This window comes from Thermomonas paludicola, from assembly GCF_024498955.1.
Lineage (GTDB): Bacteria > Pseudomonadota > Gammaproteobacteria > Xanthomonadales > Xanthomonadaceae > Thermomonas > Thermomonas paludicola.
Genome location: NZ_CP093311.1, coordinates 292499 through 312952 on the forward strand (window position 1 = coordinate 292499; position 20454 = coordinate 312952).

The 20454-nt window shown below is 67.3% G+C and carries 21 protein-coding genes; 8 read left to right on the top strand and 13 right to left on the bottom strand.

Annotated features, from left to right (window positions below; translation table 11 throughout):
* Positions 1-17 precede the first annotated feature (17 nt).
* The 4 genes from LIW09_RS01300 to LIW09_RS01315 are packed head-to-tail and all read right to left on the bottom strand — an operon-like array spanning position 18 to position 3540.
* Entirely contained in the window at positions 18-656 is a 639-nt protein-coding gene (locus LIW09_RS01300) for an ABC-type transport auxiliary lipoprotein family protein (protein ID WP_256646192.1), read from the bottom strand.
* Positions 653-1579, bottom strand: a complete 927-nt coding sequence (locus tag LIW09_RS01305) for an MlaD family protein (RefSeq protein WP_256646193.1) — start codon at positions 1577-1579, stop codon at positions 653-655. The genes LIW09_RS01300 and LIW09_RS01305 overlap by 4 nt, the downstream gene beginning before the upstream one ends.
* Positions 1580-1594: 15 nt before the next feature.
* Positions 1595-2419 carry an ABC transporter ATP-binding protein gene (locus LIW09_RS01310; RefSeq protein ID WP_425507900.1) on the bottom strand — a complete coding sequence of 275 codons (825 nt, stop codon included), beginning with the start codon at positions 2417-2419 and terminating at the stop codon, positions 1595-1597.
* Between the two features lie 2 nt (positions 2420-2421).
* On the bottom strand, positions 2422-3540 hold the full coding sequence (locus LIW09_RS01315) for an MlaE family ABC transporter permease (protein WP_256646194.1): 1119 nt from the start codon (positions 3538-3540) through the stop codon (positions 2422-2424).
* Positions 3541-3610: 70 nt separating this feature from the next.
* Between LIW09_RS01315 and LIW09_RS01320 the strand changes: the two genes are divergently transcribed.
* A complete protein-coding gene (locus LIW09_RS01320; protein WP_256646195.1) occupies positions 3611-4861 on the top strand; it encodes a threonine/serine exporter family protein in 1251 nt (416 codons plus the stop codon).
* Between the two features lie 72 nt (positions 4862-4933).
* Here LIW09_RS01320 and LIW09_RS01325 read toward each other — a convergent pair whose 3' ends face one another.
* The 4 genes from LIW09_RS01325 to LIW09_RS01340 all read right to left on the bottom strand — a co-directional run bounded on the left by LIW09_RS01325 (position 4934) and on the right by LIW09_RS01340 (position 7848).
* Positions 4934-5404, bottom strand: a complete 471-nt coding sequence (locus LIW09_RS01325) for an H-NS histone family protein (protein ID WP_256646196.1) — start codon at positions 5402-5404, stop codon at positions 4934-4936.
* Positions 5405-7114, bottom strand: coding sequence for a proline--tRNA ligase (locus LIW09_RS01330; RefSeq protein WP_256646197.1), 1710 nt, complete (start codon positions 7112-7114; stop codon positions 5405-5407). It lies immediately after the preceding gene.
* Between the two features lie 75 nt (positions 7115-7189).
* Complete coding sequence (locus LIW09_RS01335; RefSeq protein ID WP_256646198.1) at positions 7190-7459, bottom strand: DUF4124 domain-containing protein; 270 nt, start codon at positions 7457-7459, stop codon at positions 7190-7192.
* Positions 7456-7848, bottom strand: coding sequence for a DUF4124 domain-containing protein (locus LIW09_RS01340; RefSeq protein ID WP_256646199.1), 393 nt, complete (start codon positions 7846-7848; stop codon positions 7456-7458). The genes LIW09_RS01335 and LIW09_RS01340 overlap by 4 nt, the downstream gene beginning before the upstream one ends.
* Positions 7849-7920: 72 nt before the next feature.
* Here LIW09_RS01340 and pssA point away from each other — a divergent pair, with 72 nt between their 5' ends.
* From pssA to rimI, 3 genes are read left to right on the top strand one after another with little or no spacing between them, the layout of a single operon-like run.
* Positions 7921-8703, top strand: a complete 783-nt coding sequence (gene pssA, locus LIW09_RS01345) for a CDP-diacylglycerol--serine O-phosphatidyltransferase (RefSeq protein ID WP_256646200.1) — start codon at positions 7921-7923, stop codon at positions 8701-8703.
* Positions 8700-8963 (top strand): hypothetical protein, encoded by a 264-nt coding sequence (locus LIW09_RS01350; RefSeq protein WP_256646201.1) that lies wholly within the window; start codon positions 8700-8702, stop codon positions 8961-8963. The genes pssA and LIW09_RS01350 overlap by 4 nt, the downstream gene beginning before the upstream one ends.
* Positions 8960-9451, top strand: a complete 492-nt coding sequence (gene rimI, locus LIW09_RS01355) for a ribosomal protein S18-alanine N-acetyltransferase (RefSeq protein WP_256646202.1) — start codon at positions 8960-8962, stop codon at positions 9449-9451. The genes LIW09_RS01350 and rimI overlap by 4 nt, the downstream gene beginning before the upstream one ends.
* 22 nt (positions 9452-9473) lie before the next feature.
* Here rimI and LIW09_RS01360 read toward each other — a convergent pair whose 3' ends face one another.
* From LIW09_RS01360 to LIW09_RS01375, 4 genes are all read right to left on the bottom strand, one after another.
* Entirely contained in the window at positions 9474-10775 is a 1302-nt protein-coding gene (locus LIW09_RS01360; protein ID WP_256646203.1) for a sensor domain-containing diguanylate cyclase, read from the bottom strand.
* A gap of 113 nt (positions 10776-10888) precedes the next feature.
* Positions 10889-13714, bottom strand: a complete 2826-nt coding sequence (locus LIW09_RS01365) for a valine--tRNA ligase (protein WP_256646204.1) — start codon at positions 13712-13714, stop codon at positions 10889-10891.
* Between the two features lie 142 nt (positions 13715-13856).
* Positions 13857-14282, bottom strand: coding sequence for a DNA polymerase III subunit chi (locus tag LIW09_RS01370; protein ID WP_256646205.1), 426 nt, complete (start codon positions 14280-14282; stop codon positions 13857-13859).
* Positions 14283-14285: 3 nt separating this feature from the next.
* Positions 14286-15767: a leucyl aminopeptidase gene (locus tag LIW09_RS01375; protein WP_256646206.1), complete on the bottom strand. Its 1482-nt coding sequence runs from the start codon at positions 15765-15767 to the stop codon at positions 14286-14288.
* 146 nt (positions 15768-15913) lie between these two features.
* On the opposite strand from LIW09_RS01375, the gene lptF reads away from it, so the two are divergent.
* Together lptF and lptG are read left to right on the top strand one after the other, a co-directional pair.
* Positions 15914-16993, top strand: a complete 1080-nt coding sequence (gene lptF / locus LIW09_RS01380) for an LPS export ABC transporter permease LptF (protein ID WP_256646207.1) — start codon at positions 15914-15916, stop codon at positions 16991-16993.
* Positions 16990-18087, top strand: a complete 1098-nt coding sequence (lptG, locus tag LIW09_RS01385; RefSeq protein ID WP_256646208.1) for an LPS export ABC transporter permease LptG — start codon at positions 16990-16992, stop codon at positions 18085-18087. Before lptF ends, lptG begins: the two co-directional genes overlap by 4 nt.
* Before the next feature lie 6 nt (positions 18088-18093).
* Here the strand turns inward: lptG and LIW09_RS01390 are convergent, their stop codons facing one another.
* Entirely contained in the window at positions 18094-18531 is a 438-nt protein-coding gene (locus tag LIW09_RS01390) for an RDD family protein (RefSeq protein ID WP_256646209.1), read from the bottom strand.
* Between the two features lie 49 nt (positions 18532-18580).
* Between LIW09_RS01390 and xerD the strand changes: the two genes are divergently transcribed.
* Together xerD and LIW09_RS01400 are read left to right on the top strand one after the other, a co-directional pair.
* Positions 18581-19528, top strand: coding sequence for a site-specific tyrosine recombinase XerD (gene xerD, locus LIW09_RS01395; RefSeq protein WP_256646210.1), 948 nt, complete (start codon positions 18581-18583; stop codon positions 19526-19528).
* A 92-nt stretch (positions 19529-19620) separates the two neighbouring features.
* The gene (locus LIW09_RS01400) at positions 19621-20427 is read left to right on the top strand and encodes a DsbC family protein (protein WP_256646211.1); all 807 of its coding nucleotides are present in this window, start codon (positions 19621-19623) and stop codon (positions 20425-20427) included.
* The last annotated feature ends 27 nt before the right edge of the window (positions 20428-20454 follow it).

Consider the following 20454-nt stretch of genomic DNA (forward strand, 5'->3'; position numbering starts at 1 on the left):
ATCAAGACCCTCACATTTCATCGATGCGGCAGCGTCTCGTGCGCTTGCCCGGTTTGCAGAGCCCAGCCGGCGAGATCGCGGCCGATGGCGCCCAGCGCCAGGGCGAAGGCGTCGGCCACCTGCGGCACCTCGGCCGTGGCGGCGGGCTGTTCCTGGCGGAAGGTGCGGTTGCCGATGATGGTTGCATCCTGCAGGTGCAGCAGCTTGGCATTGACCTCGATCACCGCCGTCGGCAGCGTGCCGCCGGCATAGTCCGCCTTGAACTGCCGAACCTCCAGCCACAGCCGGTAGTCGGCCGCGATGCCGCTGCCCTGGCGGGCCACGGCGGGGAGCTTGCCGCTGTCTTCCAGCGTTTGCAGGACGGCGTCTTCCACCATCAGGCCGGGTGCGCGCACCCAGCCGGCGCCGCGATACACCTGCAGTTCGCCGGCAACCGGGCTGACCACGATGCGCCCGCTGTCCATCATGCGGGGCTCGCTGTTGTGCGCCAGCGACAGCGACCAGCTTGCCGCCGGCCAGGCCGGGTCAGGCTGGATGCGCGGCTCCGGCGCATACAGGGTGGACGGCTGCCTGGGGCCGCCGATGATGCTGCAGCCGCCGACCAGCAGCAGCGCCCCGGTCAGCAGCAGCGGGGCAAGTCGCGGGAAAGGCGTCATTTGGGGTCGAACTCCTTTGGCGCATCGCGGCCCAGGATGTAGCGCGCGGGGTTGTCTTCAAGGCGGTTGCTGATCGCGTGCAGGTCGCGCACCAGGGTGCGCAGTTCGATCAGGGTCGGCTCCACCTGACTCAGGCTGTCGCGGGTGAAGCTCCTGATGGCCGGCCGGTTTTCGGCCAGCAGCGAGTTGGCGTTGCCGGCGACCGAATCCAGTTTGGCGACGGTGGCATCCAGCTTGTCCAGCATCCCCGGCAATCGCTTCACGAGGTTGTCGTCGATGCCGTGGATGGTGCCGTTGGCGCTGTCCAGGGTGGTCTTCATGGCGGCGGCGGCGTCGCGTGCATTGACGATCAGCTGGGCGATGTCCTTGCGCTGGCCGGCGATGCTGTTGGTGGTCTGCTCCAGGTTGGCCAGCGTGGTGGTGATGCTGCGGACGTTGTCTTCGCTGAGCAATATGTCCAGCCGCGCCACCAGCCGATTGGCGGTGTCGGCGATGTTCTGCAGCGCCGACGGTTCGGTGCGGATGATTGGCGGGCCACCGTCGGCCGGCGGCTGCAGCGCGGGCGCGTCGGGGCTGCCGCCGGTGAGCTGGATGAACGGCGTGCCGGTGATGCCCTGCTGCGACAGCTTGGCCCGCGTGTCGGCCTTGACCGGGGTGCTGGACTTCAGCTTCAGCAGCGCGATCACCTTGCGCGCATCGTGTTCGTCCAGGCTCAGGTCTTCCACCGTGCCCACGCCCAGGCCGTTGTATTGCACGCTGCCGCCTTCGGTCAGGCCGGTGACCGGCTCGCTGAACACGACCTTGTACTGGCGCCAGTCGCGCGACGCGGAGAATCGGCTGGCCCATAGCGTGAACAGCAGCAGGAGCAGTGTCACCACCAGGGTGAATGCGCCGATCAGCACGTAGTTGGCACGCGTCTCCATCTCAGGTGTGCTCCATCAGTCGTTTCCTTCCACCGAGGTGCGCGCTGCCCGTCCGCGCGGCCCATTGAAGTATTCCTGCACCCACGGGTGGTCCAGCTGTTCCAGCTCGGCCAGCGGCGCCGCCGCGATGATCGTGCGGTCGGCCAGTACCGCCACCCGGTCGCAGATGGCGTACAGCGTGTCCAGGTCGTGGGTGATCAGGAACACGGTCAGGCCCAGCGCATTGCGCAGGGTCAGGATCAGCTCGTCGAACGCCGCCGCGCCGATCGGGTCGAGCCCGGCGGTGGGTTCGTCGAGGAACAGCAGTGGCGGGTCCAGCGCCAGCGCGCGCGCCAGCCCGGCGCGCTTGCGCATGCCGCCGGACAGCTGCGATGGCAGTTTGTCGAGTGCGTTGGCCGGCAGCCCGGTCAGCTTGATCTTCAGCAGCGCCAGTTCGTAACGCAGCGAATCGGACAGCCCGGGGTAATACTCCTTGAGCGGCACCTGCACGTTCTCGCCGACGGTCAGCGAGGAAAACAGCGCGCCGTCCTGGAACAGCACCCCGCTGTTGCGTTCGATGTGACGGCGAGTGGCGGCATCGTCCACCATCGCATCCACGCCCAGCACGTGGATGCGCCCGGCCTGTGGCCGGCGCAGGCCCAGGATCGAACGCATCAGCACCGATTTTCCGGAGCCGGAGCCGCCCACCACGCCGAGGATCTCGCCGCGGTGCACGTCCAGGTTCACGCCGTCGTGCACCACCTGGTCGCCAAAGCGGTTCACCAGCCCGCGCACGCGGATGAACGGCGCATCGCCGATGGCGACGCCGTCCAGGGTGCGCATGGCGGTTGCGATGGCCATGCTCAGTAATCCATCTGCATGAACCACAGGGCGGCGAAAGCGTCGATCACGATCACCATCGAAATGGCCTGCACCACGCTGGAGGTGGTGCGCTCGCCAAGCGATTGCGCGGTGCCTTTCACCTGCAAGCCTTCCAGGCAGCCGATCAGGCCGATCACCAGCGCGAACACCGGCGCCTTGACCATGCCCACCACGAAATGCCGCATTTCCATCATTTCGTGCATGCGCGCCAGATAGGCAACCGCGGGGATGTCGAGGCTGAACGCGCCCACCGCCATGCCGCCCAGTAGGCCCGCGATCATCGAAATGAAGGTGAGCAGCGGCAGCATCGCCAGCAGCGCGAGCACGCGCGGGATGACCAGCAGGTCCACCGGGTCCATGCCCAGCACGCGGATGGCATCGATCTCCTCGCGGTTGACCATCATGCCGATCTGCGCGGTGAAGGCGCTGGCGGTGCGGCCGGCCAGCAGGATGGCGGTCATCAGCACGCCGAATTCGCGCAGGAACGCGGCGCTGACCAGTTCCACCACGTAGATGGTGGCGCCGAAATCGGCCAGCACCATCGCCCCGAGGAATGCGATCACCGCGCCCACCATGAACGACAGCAGCGCCACCAGCGGCACCGCATCCAGCCCGATTTCCTCCATGTGGTGCACGGTGGCGGTGAGCCGGAATCGGCTGGGCTGCTTGAACAGGCGCAGTATCTTCAGCTGGACTTCGCCGAAGAAACTGACCAGTGCCATGGTTTCGCGATAGTTCTCAACCACGCGGAAGCCGACCCGCTCCAGCATCGCGCGCACGCCGTATTCGCGCTCGCGCACCGGGCGGTCGTCGCGAATGTCCTCGATGGCCGCGACCAGCGGCATCTGGTCGTCGCGGAAGCGGAATGCCGAGAAATCCATGTCCAGGCGCTCGGCGTGGCGCATCAGCTGCAGCACGCCGAGCGTATCCAGCCGCTCGCAGTCGCGCGCATCGATGGTCGCGGCGGCAGGCGCGCGGCGCAGGGCTTCGCCAATGGCATCGGCGAAGCGCAGCGTCCAGCGGCCGTGCAGGCACAACGTGCCCGCATCGCCGTCGGCGACGCTCGCGGTGGGGGCGTATTGGTCGTTGGCCTGGGTCATCTGACAGCCAAGCTTACGCAATGACGCGGTGACATGTGAATGCGAGGCCATCGCATGCCATGCTTGCGCCATGCCCAACCGCGATGCCAACACCGACGCCACCTACACCGAGCGCATCGCCTTCGTGGCCGAATTGGCGCGCCACCTGCATGCCTATGGCACCACCTCGCAGCGGCTGGAGGCCGCGCTGGAGCTGGTGGCCAAGCGCCTGGGGCTGGCCTGCGAGCCGTGGTCCAACCCGACCGGGATCATCCTGACGTTCAGCGATCCCACGCGCCCGGTGGGCGAGTCGGACACCACCCGGCTGATCCGGCCGGGCCTGGGCGACACCAATCTGCGCAAGCTGTGCGATGCCGACCAGATTGCCGAAGACGTGATTTCCGGGCGCATGGACATTCCTGCCGGGCGCGCCGCGCTGCGCGCGCTGGAACGCCCGCCCGGGCCGCGCGGGCGGGCGATGCTGGCGCTGGCGTTTGCGCTGGCGTCGGCGGCGGTGGCGGGGTTGCTGCGCCTGCCCTGGCTGGACATTGCCACCGCCGGGACGATTGGCCTGTTGATTGGCCTGCTGGTCCTGGCCGCGCAATCGCGGCCGCGCCTGCATGAGGGGTTCGAGGCGCTGTCGGGGCTGCTGGCCGGCAGCGTGACGATTCTGGTCAGCAGCCTGGTCGGGCCGTTGAATCTCAATACGGTGATCATCGCCTCGCTGATCGTGCTGCTGCCCGGCATGACGCTGGCGCTGGCAACCAACGAGCTGACCAGCCGCCATTTGGTGTCGGGCACGGCGCGTTTCGCGGGCGCGCTGATGACCATCGTGAATCTGACCATCGGGACCGCCATTGCACTGGCCGCCGCCGGGCTGCTGGGCATCGAGCCGCAGGTTCGCGCCTGGCGGCCGCAGCCCGAATGGGTGGTGTGGGGCGCGGTGGTGGTGGCCGCCTATGCGTTTGCCGTGCTGTTCCAGGCGCATCGCCGCGATTATCTGCTGGTGATGATTGCAGCCGCCAGCGGTTATGTGATTTCACGGTTCGGCGGGGAGTGGCTGGGGGCGCCGGCGGGCGTGTTCCTGGCGGCGCTGCTGACGACCGCGGCCGGCAATCTGTATGCGCGCACCGCCAACCGGCCGGGCGCGCTGGTTCGCTTGCCCGGCATCATCATGCTGGTGCCGGGCAGCGTTGCGCTGCGCGGGGTGATCTCGCTGGTGCAATCGCAGAATATCGATGCGGGCCAGGATGCGGCGCTGGCGGCGCTGAATACCCTGATGGCCCTGCTGGCGGGATTGGTATTCGGCAACTTGCTGGTCAGCGCCCGCCGCAATCTCTGAATTCCGGCCCGGAAAACGAAACGCCGGCTTGCGCCGGCGTTTCCTGCAGCTTGAATCATCGCGGCAGCAGCATCACTTGATCAGGAAGCTTTCCAGCGTGCCGCCCTTGGCGATTTCCGCGGCCAGCCACAGCGGCTGACGGCCACGGCCGGACCAGACGTTCTTTTCATTGGCGGGATCGCGGTATTTCGGCGCCACTTTGGCGCCGCGGCGACCCTTGGCGACCTTGCGGGCCTTCTTCGGCGACGGCGCAGCGGCATGGGCGCCGGGTTTGCCGAACAGTTCCTCGAAGGTCCAGCCGGTTGCTTTCAGCGCCTTTGCGACGGCCGCCTTGGCCTGTGCAGCCGGCTTGCGCTTCGACAGCACCTTGCGGCGGCTGTTGGCGCGCTTGATCAGTGCGGCAAGTTCCTGAGGATTGAGGCTTTCGATATTCACGGTCATGGTTGGCTTCTTATTGTTGGGATGAAGGAAATATCCAGTCCTTTGGACGCGCGGATCATATACCGGTGGATTAACAATATCCAGCAGGAAGGATATATCCATTCAGATGCGAAGTTTATCCAGCAGCGCCTCCCTGTCGAGATTCTCGGATTCGCCGGCGCTGCGCGCCCGATATTCGAACGTGCCGGCTTCCAGCCCGCGCGGGGAGACCACCACCCGGTGCGGAATGCCGATCAGTTCGATATCGGCAAACATCGCGCCGGCGCGCAATCCGCGGTCGTCGAGCACTGCATCCAGCCCGGCGGCAATCAATTCCGCGTGCAGGGCGTCGGCGGCGGCGGCCAGCGCCGGATCCTGCTTCGGATTGATCACGCACACCGCCACTTGCCACGGTGCCATCGCCGCCGGCCACAGAATGCCGGCGTCGTCGTGATTCTGTTCGATGGCCGCGGCAACGATGCGCGAAACGCCGATGCCGTAGCAACCCATCGCCGGATGCACCGCCTTGCCGCCGGCGTCCAGAACGGTGCATTTCATCGCCTCGGAGTATTTGCGGCCGAGCGCGAACACGTGGCCAACCTCGATTCCGCGGCACAGGCCCAGCAGGCCGTTGCCGTCCGGGGAAGGGTCGCCGGCGAGGACATTGCGGATGTCGGCGACTTCCGGTTCCGCCAGGTCGCGCCCCCAGTTCACGCCGGCAATATGGAAACCGGGCTTGTTGGCGCCCACCACGAAGTCGGCCATGGCCGCCACGCTGCGGTCGGCGATGACGCGGATCGGCTTTTTCGCATCGAGCGGGCCAAGGAAGCCGGGCTCGCTGCCTAGGTAGTCGAGAATCTCCGCCTCGGTGGCCAGCCGGTAATCGGCCAGGCCCGGCAATTTCGACAATTTGATTTCATTGACCGAATGGTCGCCGCGTACCTGCGCCAGGACGAATTGCGCTTCGTTGTCGGCATTGGTGGCCATGATGGCGACCGATTTGACGGTGCGCTGCAGCGGAATGCCAAGCAGCGCGGCGACCTCGTCGCAGGTTTTCTGCACCGGGGTGGCGACTTCGCGCAGGGCTTCGGCGGGCGCGGGCCGGGAATCGCGGGACACCGCTTCCGCCAGCTCCACGTTTGCGGCGTAATCGGAGCTGTCGGAATAGGCGATGGAATCTTCGCCGGAGTCGGCCAACACGTGGAATTCGTGCGAGGCGCTGCCGCCGATCGCGCCGGTATCCGCCGCCACCGCGCGGAACTTCAGCCCCAGCCGGGTGAAGATGCGCGAATAGGTGTCGTACATGTTGCGGTATTCGGCGTGCAGCGAATCGTCGTCGACGTGGAAGGAATAGGCGTCCTTCATGATGAATTCGCGCGCGCGCATCACCCCGAAGCGCGGGCGGATTTCGTCGCGGAACTTGCTGGTGATCTGGTAGAAATTGAGCGGCAGCTGCTTGTAGCTGGCCACTTCCTGGCGGAAAAAGTCGGTGACGGCTTCCTCGGCGGTGGGGGTGAAGCAGTAGTCCTGATCCTTGCGATCGCGGATTTTCAGCAGTTGCGGGCCGAATTTCGCCCAGCGCCCGGTTTCTTCCCACAGTTCCTTCGGCTGCACCGACGGCATCGTCATCTCGATGGCGCCGGCGCGGTTCATTTCCTCGCGCACCACCGATTCGACCTTGCGCAGCACCCGCAGCCCCAGCGGCGACCAGGTGTACAGGCCGGCGGCGAGCTTGCGGATCATGCCGGCCTTGAGCATCAGCTTGTGGCTGATGATCTCGGCATCGGCGGGGGTTTCTTTTTCGGTGCGGAGGTGGAATCGGGACAGGCGCATGGGGAATTCGCGGGCGGAAAGCAGGCATTTTGCCATGCTCCCGCCGCCAGGCCCTGCGCCGCGTGATGCAGGCGATCAATCGCGTTCGCCGTGGACCTCGATGCCATCGGCCGGAATGCGGCTGATGCGTTCGTACTTGCGGCCCTTCGGAGGGCTTTGGGTGACGTGCAGGGCGCCCGCGTCATCGCGCCAGCGATACAGCGCGTTGGCGCGTTCGGCCTGGATTGCCGCAACTTCGGCGGCGGCCATGCGTTCGCGTTCGCGGCGCGGCATCTCGCTGGAATACCACCACCACGCCGCCGCGCCGGCGGCGATGGCCAGCAGCAGTAGAGCGGCCTGTTTCATGATTTGGAGGGTGGGCAGAAGGCCTTGACCGCGGCCTGGTTCAGTTCGAGCTGCGACTTGCGCTCGTCGGCGGTCAGGTTGCGATCCGGCTTGCCGTCGCCATTGGTGTCAATGCCCACGGCGCCGCTGCCCTGCAAACGCAGGGCGTTGGCGCGGGCGTTGGTGCATTGTTCGTTTTCCACCGGCTTGGCCGCATTGGGGTCGGCCGCGGTGCCGGAACGGACGTCGATGTCGCGGGTCTTGTGCCCCGCGGTCGGCTCGGTGTCGGCGTAATGGGTGACCCCGTTGGCGTCTTTCCATTGATAGACGCGCTGTTGCTGCTGGGCCAGCGACGGGGTGGCTGCGCTGGCCAGCAGCAGGGCGATGGCGAGGGTGTGGGTGATGCGCATGGGAAGCTCCGGGGGATATTGCGTCGATTCCAGCACTGCGCCGCCTCCACCGCAACCCCGTACACTGGGCACATGGACGAAATCGACACCTCCCACGCCCCCCGGCCGCGCGTTCGCGGCATCTACCTGCTGCCCAACCTGTTCACCACCGGTGGCCTGTTTGGCGGTTTCTTCGCCATCATCGCGGCCTCGCAGGGCCGCTTCGAAGCCGCCTGCATCGCCATTTTCGTGGCGGCGGTGCTGGATGGGCTGGATGGCCGGGTGGCGCGGCTGACCAATACGCAGAGCGAGTTCGGCGTGCAGTACGACTCGCTGGCCGACCTGATCAGCTTCGGCATGGCCCCGGCGATGGTGATGTACCACTGGGCGCTGCTGGCGCTGAAGCAGGACAGCATGACCCTGGGCAAGATCGGCTGGCTGGCGGCATTCCTGTATGCGGCGTGCGCGGCGCTGCGGCTGGCGCGCTTCAACAGCCAGGTCGGCACCGTGGACAAGCGCTGGTTCGTCGGCCTGGCCAGCCCGGCGGCAGCGGGATTGATGGCCAGCTTCGTCTGGGTGTGCCAGGAATTCGGCTGGTCGGGCGAAGAGCTGCGCTATGCCGCGCTGGGTTTGACCGTCACCGCCGGGCTATTGATGGTCAGCCGCATCCGCTACAGCAGCTTCAAAGGCGGCGGGCACGGCCCCAAGGCCGACCGGGTGCCGTTTTTCGTGCTGGTGCTGGTGGTGGCCATTTTGATTGCGCTGTGGATCGCGCCCGCGGAAACCCTGCTGGCTGCGTCCACGCTGTATGCCTTGTCCGGGCCGTTGCTCTGGTTCCGCCGGCGCAAGCTGCCAGCGCAGGACGGCGCTGCTTGAGTTGGGATGCGTTCCAGCGCACGGCGTTGGCCGAGCTGGGCCATGTGCTGTATCGCCTGCCCGCCGCGGCGGCGGAGCCGCTGCCGACAGACATCGATGCGGGGATGCTGGCGCGCTTGGCCAAGGCGGCAGGCGTGTCGCCTGAGCTGCTGCTGGTGCAGCCGGGAATCGTCGCTGGCGTGTCGTCGTTGCGCGGCAATGGCGCCGCCAAACGCGCGCTGTGGCCGCAGCTGCGTGCCCTGCGCAGGGGCAGGCCATGAATCAGGCGCGCGCCTATGTCGACACCGATGCGCCCAGCCTGCGTCCGATGCGGGAGGCCGATCTGGATGCGGTGATGGCGATCGAGCAGCGCGCCTACCCGTTTCCGTGGACGCGCGGCATTTTCCGCGATTGCCTGCAGGCCAATTACGCGATGTGGGTGGTGGAGCGCGCCGATGGGGCCTTGCTGGGCTATGGCGTGCTCAGCATCGCGGTGGGCGAAGCCCATGTGCTCAACCTGTGCAGCGCGCCCGGCCACGAGCGGCAGGGCCTGGGGCGGCGCATGCTGCTGGCGCTGCTGAAAATCGCGCGCGGCCATGGCGCGCAGCGGGTGTTCCTGGAGGTGCGCCCCTCCAACCTGCGCGCGATCGCGCTGTACGAGCAGAACGGGTTCAACGAAATCGGCCGCCGCCCGCGCTATTACCCGGCGCCCGACAACGGGCGCGAGGATGCGATCGTGATGGCGATGGAGTTGCTGGCCGACGAGTGAGGCTGCGCGATCGGCGCGCAGGTCATTCTGCTGCGTCGGTCATGCCTTCCCCCAGCACGACGCTGCGGTTGCGACCCTGCCGCTTGGCCGCGTACAGCGCGTGGTCGGCGCGCGAGAACAGGTGTTCGAAGCGCGCATCGCCATCGCCCAGCGCGACGATGCCGAAACTGGCGGTGATTCCCAGCGCCGGGTGCTCCGCGCAAGGCCGGCACGCGATGGTCATGGTGCGGATGCGTTCGGCGATGACATAGGCGCCATCAAGGTCGGTGTCGGGCAGCAGGATGCAGAACTCTTCGCCGCCGGTGCGCGCGCACAGATCCACTTCGCGCAGCATCTGCCGGCAGCAGTCGGTGAAATCGCGCAGCACCCGGTCGCCCACCGGATGGCCATAGACGTCGTTGACCCGCTTGAAGTGGTCGATGTCGATGGCGATCAGCGCCAGCGGCAACGCGTGGCGGCGGCAGCGGGCGAACTCCTGCTCTCCGCGCTCGAAAAAACTGCGCCGGTTGGCGACGCCGGTGAGGCTGTCGGTGCGGGTCTGGCGCTGCAGTTCTTCCTTCAGTTCGTGCAGCTCGGTGATGTCGGTAACCAAGCCGATCAGCACCGGCATGCCGTCGAAGCCCGACCACGGCACCACCACGCTCCAGTAGTGACGCTGCTGGCCGTTGGCATCGACGAGCGATTCCTCGCCGGCGTAACGCGTGCCGGAGGCAAGGATCTGCAGGTCTTTTTCCCAGAACGCATCGGCGGCCTCGCGCGGCATCAGCTCGCTGTCCAGGCGGCCCACGATGTTCTCGACCGGCTGGCCCAGCACGGCGGCGGCTTTCCGGTTGGCGTACTTGAAGCGGCGGTCGGCCCCCTTCATGTAGATCAGCCCTTCGGCGTTGTCGAGCACCGCATCCAGCAGCTCCTTCTGCTCGCGGACCTTGTCTTCCAGCCGCTTTTTCTCGGTGATGTCGTGGGAGACGCCGAGCATCCCGATGATGGCGCCATCGGCATCGCGCAACGGCTTCTTCATCGACCAGTAGCAGCGCAATTCGCCGGTGGCATGGATCAGGTTGGTTTCCTCGCGGGCGATGGTTTCGCCGTCGCGCAGGACGCGCAGGTCGGTGTCCCGCAGTTCGGTGTTCTCGCCGATATCGACGAAATCGGTGAACGCCTTGCCGAGGACGTCCTCCAGGGTCAGGTTTGGCCCCAGCAGCGCCAGGACCAACTGGTTGGCATAGGTGAAGTGGCCCTGCGCGTCGGTGGTGTAAACGAAGGCGCCCACTTCATCCAGCAGCTGCCGGTATGCGGTGTTTTCAACTGTTGCGGGATTGCGCATGGTGCAGGATCCCTTTGAACGTGTTGGGCGTGAATCCGCTGGGCGTGCCCGGGTTCCGAAGGGGGCGGCGGGCGCTGTCTCAAGATAGCAATTCCCGCCGGTGCCGGCGCAGCTCAGCCCAGCCGGATTCGCTGGTCGGTCAGGGCCGTGAGCTTGGCCGTCCAGTCGGCCAGGCGCTGGCGTTCCTGTTCGACCACCGCCGCCGGCACGCCGGCGCCGAACTTGGCCAGCTTGGCCTCGCTCTTGTCCTTCTCCGCGCCGAGCTTGGCCAGTTCCTTGTCCAGCCGCGCGCGTTCGGCGTCCAGGTCCACCAGGCCTTCCAGCGGCACGAAGACTTGCAGGTCGCCGACCACCGCCGGCGCCGCGGCCGGCGGCTCGCCGGTGATCGCCTCGATCCGCTCCAGCTTGCACAGGAAGCGCAGCTGCGCGTCGAAGCGGGCGATGCGCGCCGCATCCTCGGCGCTTCCGCCGCGCACCAGCAGCGCCACCTGCTTGGCCGGCGACACGCCCAGTTCGCTGCGGATGCGGCGCACCGCGCCGATCATCGCCTTCAACCATTCGATATCGGCATCGGCCCGCGCGTAGGCGGTATCGAGGTCGCCGGCCTGCGGATACGGCTGCAGCATGATGCTGCCGGACTTGCCCAGCTTCGGCGCGACCACCTGCCACAGTTCCTCGGTGACGAACGGGATCAGCGGATGCAGCATCCGCAGCAGCGCGTCCAGCACGTGCAGCAGGGTGTGGCGGGTGCTGTCCGCGGCTGCGGTGTCATCGCCGTTGAGCGCGGGCTTCGCCAATTCGACGAACCAGTCGCAGACCTGGTTCCAGGTGAACTCGTACAGGCACTGCGCCAGCAGGTCGAAGCGGTAGTTGGCGAAATGCTCCGCCGCCTCGGCCGTGGTGCGGTCGAGCTGGGCGAGGATCCACTTCTCCGCATCGGTCTTCGGTTGCGGCGCACCCGCGAACGCGGCTTCGCCGACGTTCATCAATGCGAAGCGGGTCGCGTTCCACAGCTTGTTGCAGAAGTTCTTGTAGCCATCGGCGCGCGCCAGGTCGAACTTGATGTCGCGGCCCGGGCCGGCCAGCGCGGCCATGGTGAAGCGCAGCGCATCGGCGCCGTGGGCGTTGATGCCCTCCGGGAACTCCTTGCGGGTGGCCTTCTCGATCTTCGGCGCGTCCTGCGGCTTCATCAGGCCGGTGGTGCGCTTGGCGACCAGCGCATCGGCGCTGATGCCGTCGATGATGTCCAGCGGGTCGAGCACGTTGCCCTTCGACTTGGACATCTTCTGGCCCTGCGCGTCGCGCACCAGGCCGGTGATGTAGACATCGCGGAACGGCACGCGGCCGACCAGGCGGTCGGTCATCATGATCATCCGCGCCACCCAGAAGAAGATGATGTCGAAGCCGGTGACCAGCACGTTGGTCGGCAGCGCGGCGTCGAAGCCGAGTTCGGCCATCTTCGCCTCGTTCGGCCAGCCCTGCGTGCTGAACGGGAACATCGCCGAGGAGAACCAGGTTTCCAGCACGTCCGGGTCCTGCCGCAGCGGCGCGTCGCCGAGCCCGTGCGCCGCGCGCACCTCGGCCTCGCTGCGGCCGACGTAGACCTTGCCCGCGTCGTCGAACCACGCCGGGATGCGGTGGCCCCACCAGAGCTGGCGGCTGATCGTCCAGTCCTGGATGTTCTCCAGCCAGTGGCGGTAGGTGTTGATCCAGTTGGCGGGGACGAACTTCACGTCGCCGGACTCCACCAATTCGAGACCACGCTTGGCGAGGTCGTCCATCTTCACGAACCACTGGTCGGTGAGGAAGGGCTCGATCACCTGGCTGCTGCGGTCGCCGCGCGGCACTTGCAGCTTGTGCGGCTTGATTTCGACCAGCAGGCCGGCGGCTTCGAGGTCGGCCACGATCGCCTTGCGTGCGTCGAAACGGTCGAGGGCGCGATATTTTTCGGCGATGTCTTCGCGCGAGGAAATGATCTTTGCCTCATCGGTGAAGATGTTGATCAGCGGCAACGAGTGCCGCTGGCCCACCGCATAGTCGTTGAAGTCGTGCGCCGGCGTCACCTTCACCACGCCGGTGCCGAAGGCGCGATCCACGTAGTCGTCGGTGATGACCGGGATGCGGCGGCCGGTCAGCGGCAGGTCGACGAACTTGCCGTGCAGGGCGGTGTAGCGCGGGTCTTCCGGGTGCACCATCGCCGCGGTGTCGCCGAGCATGGTTTCCGGGCGGGTGGTGGCGACCACCAGGTAGTTGCGGGTTTCGCGCAGGGTCTCGATGCCGTCGGCATCGACCTCGACGTGCTCGTAGGTCACGCCGTCGGCCAGCGGGTAGCGGATCGACCACATGAAGCCGTTCTCTTCCTCGCTGGCCACTTCCAGGTCGGAGATCGCGGTCTTCAGCACCGGGTCCCAGTTGACCAGCCGCTGGCCGCGGTAGATCAGGCCCGCATCAAACAGGCGCACGAACGCTTCGGTGATCGCGGCGGAGGGCATCGGGTCCATGGTGAACACGCTGCGCGACCAGTCGCCGGACGCGCCCAGCCGGCGCATCTGCCGCTCGATGGTGTCGCCGCTATGCTGCTTCCACTCCCAGACTTTTTCGATGAACTTTTCGCGGCCCAGCGAATCGCGGGTCTCGCCCTTGCCCTCGATGGCCAGGTTGCGGCCCACCACCATCTCGGTGGCGATGCCGGCGTGGTCGGTGCCCATCTGCCACAGCGTGCGGTAGCCGCGCATGCGGTGGTAGCGCACCAGCGCGTCCATCAGCGTGTGCTGGAACGCGTGGCCCATGTGCAGGGTGCCGGTGACGTTCGGCGGCGGCAGCAGGATGGTGTAGGCGGGACCGTTGCCCTGTGGCGAAAACGCGCCACTGGCCTCCCACTGCGCATACAGGCGCGATTCGAAGGATTTGGGGTCGTAGCCGGCGTCGAGGGTGGTCATGGCGATGCTCTGCTCGTCATTCCCGCGAAGGCGGGAATCCAGTGGATGATTCGTCATTCCCGCGAAGGCGGGAATCCGTGGGCGGGACGCCTTGATCAAGGCAACGTCTTTTGGGCTCCCGCCAACGCGGGAACGACGGCGACTACATATCGTATTTCTTCACGTCGAACCCCAGCGACTGGTAATGCTTCCAGCGCTCGCGCAGCGGGCCGCGCGCGGCGGGGTCGGCCGGCACCACTTCCAGCACGCGCTGGAAGCCGCCGGCCGGCGCGGCATCGCGCAGGTTGATCAGCAGCGGGCGCGCAGGCACGTCGGTGTCCGGCGCGGCGATCAGGATCGGCGCCTCGTCCTCGTCCTCGTCCATGCCGGCGATCTGGTGCGGCAGGTAGTCATCCGGATCGAACGACCACAGCAGGTCGTCCAGCGCCTCGGCCTGCGCCGCATCGCGCGCCAGCACCAAGGTGGGCAGCTCGGCGGCGAACGCGCGCTTGGCCAGCTCGCAGACCAGCAGCAGCGGCTGCTCGCGAAAGCGCGGTTTGTCGATCAGGTAGAAGTCGGCGCGGGGCATGGGTCAGCCCGCGCGATCCAGCAGCCACTGGCTGAGCATGCCCACCGGGCGTCCGGTGGCCATGCCCATCTTGCCGTCGTCGGAGGCGCTGCCTGCGATGTCCAGGTGCACCCAGCGCTGGTCGTCGGTGAAGCGCGACAGGAAGCAGCCGGCGGTGATCGCCCCGGCCCAGCGGCCGCCAATGTTGTAAACGTCGGCGAACGCCGAGTCCAGCATCGGCTGGTATTCGTCCCACAGCGGCAGCTGCCAGCCGCGGTCGAACACGGTTTCACCCGCATCCAGCAGTTCGCGGGCCAGGTCGTGGCTGTCCTTGGTCATCACGCCGGTGGCGTACTTGCCCAGCGCCACCATGCAGGCGCCGGTCAGCGTGGCCACGTCGATCAGCGCGGCCGGCTGGAAGCGTTGCGCGTAGGTGAGCGCATCGCACAGGATCAGGCGCCCTTCGGCATCGGTATTGCCCACCTCCACCGTCTTGCCGGACATCGTGGTGACGATGTCGCTGGGACGATAGCTGTTGCCGTCGATGGCGTTTTCCACGGCAGCGGCGATGCACACCAGATTGATCGGCAGCTGCATGCCGACGGCGGCAACGAACGTGCCCAGCACGCTGCCGGCGCCGCACATGTCGTACTTCATGTCCTCGATGCCGCCCTGGGTCTTCAGGTTCACGCCGCCGGTATCGAAGGTGATGCCCTTGCCGACCAGCACATACGGCTTGGCGTCGCCGCCGTTGCCGTACTTCAGCACCACCAGCTTGGGACGGTTGGCCGAACCGCGCGCCACCGCCAGCAGCGAGCCCATGCCGAGCAGTTCCATGGCCGCGTCGTCCAGCACCTCGCAGTCCACGTGCTGGCTGCGTGCGGCGAAGTCCTGCGCCTGCTGCGCGATGTAGTCCGGGGTGCAGATGTTGGGCGGCAAATCGCCCAGTTCGCGGGTGAATGCCACGCCGCCGGCAATGGCGATGCCTTGCGCCAGCGCGCCGTCATCGCTGCCGCTGATGTGCAGCTGGGCCAGGCCGGTTTCGTCGCGCTTCTTGTTCTTGGCGCCCAGGGTGGCGATGTAGCGGTAGCACGCATGGTCGGCGGCGATGGTGGCCTGGCGGATGTTCCAGGCGGTATCGCGTTGCTTGACCGCGACTTCGGACAAGGTGAGCAGGGCGCTGCGCACCGGGCCGGTCTTCAGCGGACGAATGGCGTCGCCGATTGCCTTGAGGTACTGCGGCACGCCGAACTTGCCGGCATCGCCCAAGCCCACCACCAGCACGCGCGGCGCGGTGACGCCGGACAGGTCGTGCAGCAGCGTGGTCTTGCCGGTCTTGCCCGTGATGTCGCCGCGCTCGAGCAGGGCACGGATGCGGCCATTGCTGGCGGCGTCCAGTGCCTGTGCCGAAGCGGTCAGGCTGCCGTCGGCGAAGGCGCCGACGATCACGCAATCAACGCTGGCGGAGGCGGGAGACGTTTGGTTCAGGTTGAATGCGAGGCTCATCGAACAAGGTATCCGGGCTGAATGTCGAAAGACGTGCGGGCGTCCGCAGGCGGTGCTGCGGGCTGGCGTCGCTTACAATGCGCGACCGCGACTGGTGCGGATGCTGTGCGCAGCGAACCTTCAATTCTAAAGCAACCCCGCGCCCGATGCCGAAGCTGGACCGCTACCTCAGTGCCGAATTTGCCCGTGCCGTGCTTGCGGCGCTGGTGATATTGGGCATGGTCAGCCTGGGCGGCGTGTTCGCCGACCTGATCGGCGAGATGGCGAGTGGCAAGGTACCGCCATCGCTGTTGCTCTCGCAGCTTGGCCTGCGTCTGCTGGGCTATTTGCCGCTGATCCTGCCGCTGGGCCTGCTGCTGGGCCTGTTGCTGGCCACCGGCCGCCTGTATCGCGATTCCGAAATGCACGTGCTGCATGCGCTGGGCGTGGGCCCGCAACGCCTGCTGCGTCCGGTGCTGGCAGTGACGCTGCCGGTACTGGCGATCATTGCGCTGTGTTCGTTGTGGCTGGGGCCGTGGGCCAACCAGGTGGCGCGCGGCATGGTGATCGAGGCCAACAAGAACCTGCTGGTGGCCGGGCTGGAGCCGGGCCGCTTCACCCCCATGGCCAACGGCGGCGTGGCCTATGCCGGCGAAATGTCGAGCGATGGCACCAGGTTGGCGCGGGTGTTCATCTTCCGCGAGCGCGGCGAACGCATGGATGTGGCGACCGCCCGCAGCGGCGAGCTGTATCGCGACCACGGCGCGCGCGTGCTGGCCTTGCTTGACGGGTTCCGGGTGGAAGGGCCGGCCACGGGGACAGACCTCGACTATCGGTTGATGCGCTATGCCCGCAACGAGATGCAGCTGCCGGCACCGGACGACCAGCGCAAACTGGAGGACCCGGAATTCCAGTCAACGGCGCGCCTGCTGGGCAATGGCGCAGCACCGGCGCGGGCCGAGCTGCATTGGCGCATCGCGCCGACGCTGCTGGCGCTGGCGTTTGCATTGATCGCCATTCCGCTGGGGCGCAGCCCTCCCCGGCAGTCGCGTCACGGGGCGATTTTGCTGGGGTTCCTGGCGTATCTGGTGGGCATTTTCATGATGATGCTGGGCACCCGGTGGCTGGCCGACGGCAGCTTGCCGGTGGTCGTTGGCCTGTGGTGGCTGCTGCTGCCGATGCTGGGGCTGGGGATCTGGCTGTACGCCCGTGACGGGCAGGTTTCCAGGGCATGGTGGCGGCGATGAAGCATTGGCCTCGCCTGCACGACAGCTATATCGCCAGCGTGGTGCTGACCAGCGTGCTGCTGGCCTGGGGCGTGTTGCTGGGGTTGGACGTGGTGCTGGCGTTCGCGGGCGAGATGAGCAACGTGGGGCAGGGTGCCTACACGGTGAACCATGCGATTGCCGCCACCGGATTGACGATCCCGAGCCGGGCCTACGGCCTGTTCCCCACGGCGTCGGTGATTGGCGTGCTGCTGGGCTTGGGCCAGCTCGCCGCGTCGTCGGAACTGACCGCGCTTCGCGCGCTGGGGCTGTCGCGGCGGCGGCTGGGGGTGTCGGCGGTGTTGATGCTGCTGGTGCTGACCGCGTTGATGGTGGTGAACGGCGAGACGCTGGCGCCCTGGGGCGACGAGCGCGCGCAGGACATCAAGTCGGTGCGCCACAGCGACATGGTGGTCTCCCGCTACAGCGGCCTGTGGGCGCGCGAAGGCGGCATGTTCCTCAATGCGCGCAGCGGCGAGCCCAAGCAGCGTGGCAACGACCGTTGGCTGGAGCTGCGCGGCGTGCGCCTGTTCGAGTTCGCCGAAGATGGCCGCCTGCGCTCGGTCGCCAACGTCGATGTCGCCGAACATCGGGCCGGCCACTGGCTGCTGCATGGCGTCGAGCGCACCACCTTCGATGCCAAGTCGGTGCGCCGCAGCAAGGTGGGCGAGGAACGCTGGAACTCGCGACTGGATGAATCCGCGCTGGCCTCCAGCGTGACCAAGCCGGGCAACATGGCCAGCAGCGACCTGCGCGCCAGCATCGACTACCGCAAGCGCAACAGCCTGGAATCGGCCGACTTCGAAAGCGTTTACTGGAGCCGCTGGTTCTACCCGCTGAACGTGCTGGCGCTGTGCCTGGCCGCGATTCCGTTTGCGTTTGGCTCGCTGCGCAGCGGCGGCTACGGCAAGCGGGTGTTCGTCGGCATCGTGTTCGCGCTGGGGTTCTGGGTGCTGCAGCTGGTGTTTTCGCGTCTGGCCGGCATCTATCGTTTCGATTTCCGCGTTGCCTATGCGCTGCCGCCGCTGATCATGCTGGCGGTGTCGTATCTGATGTTCCGCCGGCGCAGCAGCTAGCGCGCTTCAGGAAGCAGGCTTTTGCGTGCGGGTCATCCGCGTCTTGCTGGCCCTGTCGTGCCAGCTGAGCCGGCTGCGGTCGATCCAGGCCCACCAGAAGCCCAGCCCGCCCAGCAGCAGTGACAGCGAACCCACCGCATAGCGGCGCCACAGGGCGCCGGTGGTCGGCCGGGCGCCGTTGGCGGCGACCACCTGCAGTCGCCACGGGCGCATGCCGATGGTCTGGCCGCCGCGCCGCCAACTGAACACGGCGTACAGCCCGGCCATTGCCCAGAACACTGCAAATTCCAGGAGCCCCGCCGCGCCGCCGCGGACCGCATCGCCAAGCGCGAGGGTGAAGGCCGCTGCGGCCAGGAACCACAGCGCCAGAACGGGGAAAACGTCGTACAGAAGCGCCAGCAGGCGCCAGCCAATCAGCGGGGAGGGGCGTTCGTGGTCGGGCATCGGCACAGGATACAGGCGGGCTCGTGCGGCTCGGGCTACGCTGGTGTGGATGCCGACCATCCGCGACCGCCGCAGCTTCACCCGCGATTTGCCACCGCTGGCCGACGCCGATGCCGACGCCATCGAGCGCTTTCTGGACGCGGCGTGGGCTGAGCGGGGGCTGGCGCAGGCCACTTTGTCTGCCTACCGCAGCGATTTGCAGGCATTGGCGCGCCAGCGGCCGGGCTTGCTGGGCCTGGAACGCGATGCGCTGTTCGAGTGCCTGGCCCAGCGTGCGCGGCAGGGGTATTCGCCGCGCAGCACCGCACGGCTGCTGTCCTGTCTGCATGCTTTTTATGCGCATGCGGTGCGCGTGGGGCTGCGCAAGGAGGATCCCGGCGCGCTGTTGCAGCCGCCGACCCTGCCGCGGCTGTTGCCCAAGGCGCTGTCCGAAGCGCAGGTGGCGGCGCTGCTGGCTGCACCCGACCTGGCGAGCGCGACAGGCGTGCGTGATCGGGCGATGTTGGAGCTGATGTATGCCTGCGGCTTGCGTGTCAGCGAGCTGGTGGGGCTGCCGGGGACTGCGGTGAACCTGCGCCAGGGCGTGCTGCGCGTTACCGGCAAGGGCGGCCGCGAGCGGCTGGTACCGCTGGGCGAGGAGTCGCGGCATTGGCTGGAACGCTACCTGCGGGAGGCGCGCCCGGTGCTGCTTGCCGGCGTGCGCACCCCGGGCGCGGTGACGGCGATGTTCGTGAATGCCGACGGCGGGGTGCCCAGCCGGCAGGCATTCTGGGCATGGGTGAAACGCTATGCGGCGCTGGCCGGGATTGATCCGGGCAAGATCAGCCCGCACGGCTTGCGCCACAGTTTTGCCACCCATCTGCTCAATCACGGCGCCGATTTGCGCGCCCTGCAGCTGTTGCTGGGCCACAGTTCATTGTCCACGACGCAGATTTACACCCTGGTGGCCCGCGATCGCCTGCGCAATCTGCATGCGCAGCATCATCCGCGCGCATGACTGCCGGCACGGTCGGCATTGGTGAGGCATGCGAGAATGCATGCCTTGGCGCCGCCGTCGCAGCCGAGGGTCCACCCGCTTCCGGAGTCGCCATGAAACAGCTCGTGTTCGCCGCCCTGCTCAGTGTCAGCCTGTCCTCCTGCGCCCAGCCGGCGGCCACGCCACAGGCCAGCGCGGTTCCCACTGCAGCGACGCCGCAGAACGAGCCAGCCTTCGCCGCCGGCACGCCGGAAGCGCGTGCGCGCGAGGCGCTGCGCGCATTGAACCCGCGTGTGCAGGTTGAACGCATCGGCGAGGCTCCGATCGCGGGCTTCCGCGAAGTGGTCGCCGGGGGCCAGGTGGTGTATGTCAGCGATGACGGCAAGTACATCTTCCAGGGCGGCCTTCTGGACGTGGACAAGGGCCTCGACCTCAGCGAGCGGGCGATGGCCAAGTTGCGCAAGCAGGTGTTGGCCACCCTGCCGGAATCCGATCGCATCGTGTTTGCGCCCAAGGGCGTGACCAGGCACACCGTCGTGGTGTTGACCGACGTGGAATGCGGCTATTGCCGCAAGTTCCATTCCGACATCGCCCAATACACCGGTCGCGGCATCCGGGTGGAGTACCTGGCCTTCCCGCGCGCCGGCCTGGGCAGTCCCGACTACCAGGAAATGGTGGCCGTCTGGTGCGCGCCTGACCGGCAGAAGGCGCTGACCGATGCCAAGAACGGCCAGCCGCCGGCACCACACGCTTGCACGCGCACGCCGGTGGACATGCAGTACCGCGCCGGCCTGCGCATGGGGCTGGAAGGCACTCCGATGATCCTGACCGACGATGGCCGCCTGGTCGGCGGCTATCTGCCGCCCGATCGCCTGCTGCTGCGGCTGGACGCCATGGACAAGGATCAGGCCGCCGGCTGAAGGGCAAAACCCGGCACGCGGCCTCGG